The organism is Phytobacter massiliensis JC163, from assembly GCF_000321045.1.
Classification (GTDB): domain Bacteria; phylum Pseudomonadota; class Gammaproteobacteria; order Enterobacterales; family Enterobacteriaceae; genus Phytobacter_A; species Phytobacter_A massiliensis.
This window is the reverse complement of the sequence record NZ_HE578952.1, coordinates 77,637-80,729: the sequence shown is the minus strand read 5'-3', so window position 1 is coordinate 80,729 and position 3,093 is coordinate 77,637. Positions and strand designations below refer to the sequence as shown.

The 3,093-nt window shown below is 42.1% G+C and carries 4 protein-coding genes; 2 read left to right on the top strand and 2 right to left on the bottom strand.

Annotated features, from left to right (window positions below):
* Nucleotides 1-112 precede the first annotated feature (112 nt).
* Nucleotides 113-1,159 carry a DUF3800 domain-containing protein gene (locus ENTHG_RS23390; protein ID WP_044185873.1) on the top strand — a complete coding sequence of 349 codons (1,047 nt, stop codon included), beginning with the start codon at nt 113-115 and terminating at the stop codon, nt 1,157-1,159.
* 386 nt (nt 1,160-1,545) lie between these two features.
* Here ENTHG_RS23390 and ENTHG_RS23385 read toward each other — a convergent pair whose 3' ends face one another.
* The gene (locus ENTHG_RS23385; protein ID WP_044185871.1) at nt 1,546-1,764 is read right to left on the bottom strand and encodes a DUF7661 family protein; all 219 of its coding nucleotides are present in this window, start codon (nt 1,762-1,764) and stop codon (nt 1,546-1,548) included.
* Nucleotides 1,765-2,023: 259 nt separating this feature from the next.
* Between ENTHG_RS23385 and ENTHG_RS23380 the strand changes: the two genes are divergently transcribed.
* Complete coding sequence (locus ENTHG_RS23380; RefSeq protein ID WP_044185869.1) at nt 2,024-2,812, top strand: phosphotransferase family protein; 789 nt, start codon at nt 2,024-2,026, stop codon at nt 2,810-2,812.
* Nucleotides 2,813-2,869: 57 nt separating this feature from the next.
* Here the strand turns inward: ENTHG_RS23380 and ENTHG_RS26250 are convergent.
* A partial coding sequence (locus tag ENTHG_RS26250) for a hypothetical protein (RefSeq protein ID WP_222860432.1) occupies nt 2,870-3,093 on the bottom strand: 224 nt, incomplete at its 5' end.

The window sequence follows — 3,093 nt, the reverse complement described above, 5'->3', positions numbered from 1 at the left end:
GAAGCGGATGTTGCTCGCATCGATGGATCTCAATTTATCGGGTGTAAGGCTATAGCGCAACGCTATCCAAAAGGGTATTTTGGTTGTGACAACAGCTATGGACACAGGATAAATGAGCATATTTTCAATTGATGAGTCTGGCTACACTGGGCGTGATCTTCTTCAAAAGTCGCAACCTTGGCAAGGGGCCAGCGCTGTTAAGATTAGTCATGACGATGCTCACTACCTTATCAGACAACATTTCCCTAAACGCAAAGCCCCTGAATTAAAATTTACATCGCTTAAAAAGAGAGATAGTTATCAAAAGCCAATTTTTACTTTGCAACAAGAACTTCTTGCTAATTTCCCATGTGTAACCTGTGTTGCAGATAAGCGTTTTATTCTGATTCAAATGTTTATTGAGTATGCTGTAGAGCCTTTTTACTATGACCATGGGATAAATCTGTACGAGAATGGTGGGAATGTCTCTATGGCATCAATGACTTACTATGTTTGCCAAAGCTACTTTGGTAGCGATTTTGATAATATCCTAATATCTTTTCAAAATGCGATGCATGAAAAAACGCATACAGCAGTAAATGCCCTTATTGAGAGCGTTAGGGCCGTGAACTGGCAGTTATTACCCGAAGTACTGGGGCCTCTAGCTTTGGGACATCCAGATTGCATTGAGGCAATAATTAATCCAAATATTTCTACTGATGCTGCATTTATTATTCTTCAAGCACTAATATCACGTACTGAATTAATGTCAGAGGGACCATATAGTATCGAGCATGATCGATCTAAAAATCTTTTACAATACAATGAATATCTTTCCATGCTTATCAAATGTCAGACGCCAGCAGAGTTTAAAATGTCTGAAATTGCTAGTATTAAATTCCCATTAAAGCTAGATCATGTACAACAAGTTGATTCAAAGCTAAGCCCTGCGGTTCAATTATGTGATGTTTTGATTGGTAGTGCAATATCAGGAGTACGTCAATTATTACTTGATAAATCATTGTCATTTTATTCCCCTTTGAAACTATATGAAGGTAACCAGATAATTCATTTTTTACCTGATATAGATTTCGCGGGGCAACAAAAATTCAGGCGTAACGGTCAAGGTAGTGAGTATATTGATTTCATTGCTGATCAATTTAATAAATTTGGAAGCTGACCTCAGTGATGGGTATCAACTCAGAGATATTTAACCAGTACGGTGATGTGTATACTAATATCGAGTCTTTACTCTTTCATGGCCGTGGCGGTGATCCGGATACCCTTAGTACATCCGAACGATAAATTCTGACTAGAGTTGCGAACGGAGACGCTGCTTAATTATCTAAGCTATAGTAATTAACTGTTTCCACAGAATAGCCACTACTTTGGTAGACATGCATTCCAGCAACTCTGCATCCCAGCCATTACTGATTACAGTGTAAGGTCTGCTCCTCGCTCAAAGCAGACCGTGCAATGCACGCATGTCTGCTCTGTGCCAAATGCGGACATTGATGGATTAGTGGTAAACCCCATAATAGTGAGGAGCGTGTATCTGACAGATTCCTATTCGATACGTTTCACATCAGGATGACGCTCTGTTGCTGCTTCATGGAGAATGTCACCCAGCCAGCCCAGTATCTCGTCTTCTGTCATATCGTCCGGAATAGCAATGTCGTAAAGCCGGGAGAATTTTCGTTCTGTCAGGTCTGCGTGGAATACCAGCCAGCGACCACCTTGACGCTTGACCCCAATATGTCGTCCAAAAACGTCGTAGATCAGCACTATCGGCCCCCTTTCAAGAATTGTGTAACTGGGATGATATATTCAACTCATGATGATTACTTCGTCAACAGATGTAAAATGTCTACCCTTCGCTCAAAGTAGACCTTATGCGCCACAGGCTTTTCAACTGGGTGACAGGAGTGGAAGTTACCAACCTAACAAAATGTTGATGATGTCATTAACATAGCCCGCGAAACTATCAATTTGCAGTACACTTAAAACTAGAGCGACCAACCCACTAATTCTGAAGAGATAGTGTATGTCTGCCACCGATTTATCCAAAATGGGCACCGCGAAAGTAGTGCTGAGTAAAAGTGAATGCGGACATACAGTTATTGAGAAATGTCCTGTTGGAGAGGTTGAGTACAGTTTTTATCAATATGCTGCAACGGAGCTTAATCAGGCAGGCATTGCGACCCCAAAGCTCTTGTCCGCTGACGCCACCTTGCGCAAGTTAAGAATGGAATATATTCCTCACAAGGTTGAACAGTTCGATGTCGTAAATGATGACGTCATCGTTATGTTGGGACGCTTGCATTGTTCTCCTGCGAATTCTGAATGGCGTTACCACACTCACTTATGGTCACAATTAGCGCTCGAAAAATCACTCATCCTCCTGGCATTACCTGATAAAAGTGCACAGCAGCTACGGCTGTTTAAGAAATGTAGTGATATTTTGTTTGGTGACCAAAACCTGGTTTCTGGCGATAGCAATGCTGGCAATTGGGGAAGAAGAGAAAACGGCGATTTAGTTCTTTTCGACTGGGAAAGGTTTGGAAAAGGTAGTCCCGCTATCGACCTGGCCCCTCTGCTAAAAGGTATGGGTACGAAGCAAACGTTTATTGATATTGCTGAACGCTATTGCCAGCTATCTTTTCATCATAATTTTAAAGAGTTAGCGAGAGAAATTGCCATTGCCAAAGCATGGATTGTCACTGAAGTAATTTTACTACTTAATGAGCGGCAAAAGGCAGCATTCCCTTTATATCTCAACTGGTATAAGGAACATCTTCCAGACTGGTTAGATGATGCAGTCAAAATGCTATGAATGACTATTAGCCGTTACAGCGTACTACCCGTTATAGACAAAATGTCCGCTCTTCGCTCAAAGCAGACCTTTACACAAGCTCTGTCCTACAACCATTCTAGACAGAAACGATTTTTCAGAAAGGATCGTTACGACAGTCATATTATCTGTTTCACCCCACTCCATGCAGCACCTGCGCCGGCATTCACGCCACAACAGGAAGCCCGGACGGAAAAATAGCAGGTGAGTCAGAATCTGCAGCAACAACAGCAGGAGCGGGAGCAGCTGGTCATGAGCGTAAA

Coding starts and splice junctions, on each gene's coding strand:
- ENTHG_RS23390 (WP_044185873.1), top strand. CDS start 113: ATGAGCATATTTTCAATTGATGAGTCTGGCTACACTGGGCGTGATCTT.
- ENTHG_RS23380 (WP_044185869.1), top strand. CDS start 2,024: ATGTCTGCCACCGATTTATCCAAAATGGGCACCGCGAAAGTAGTGCTG.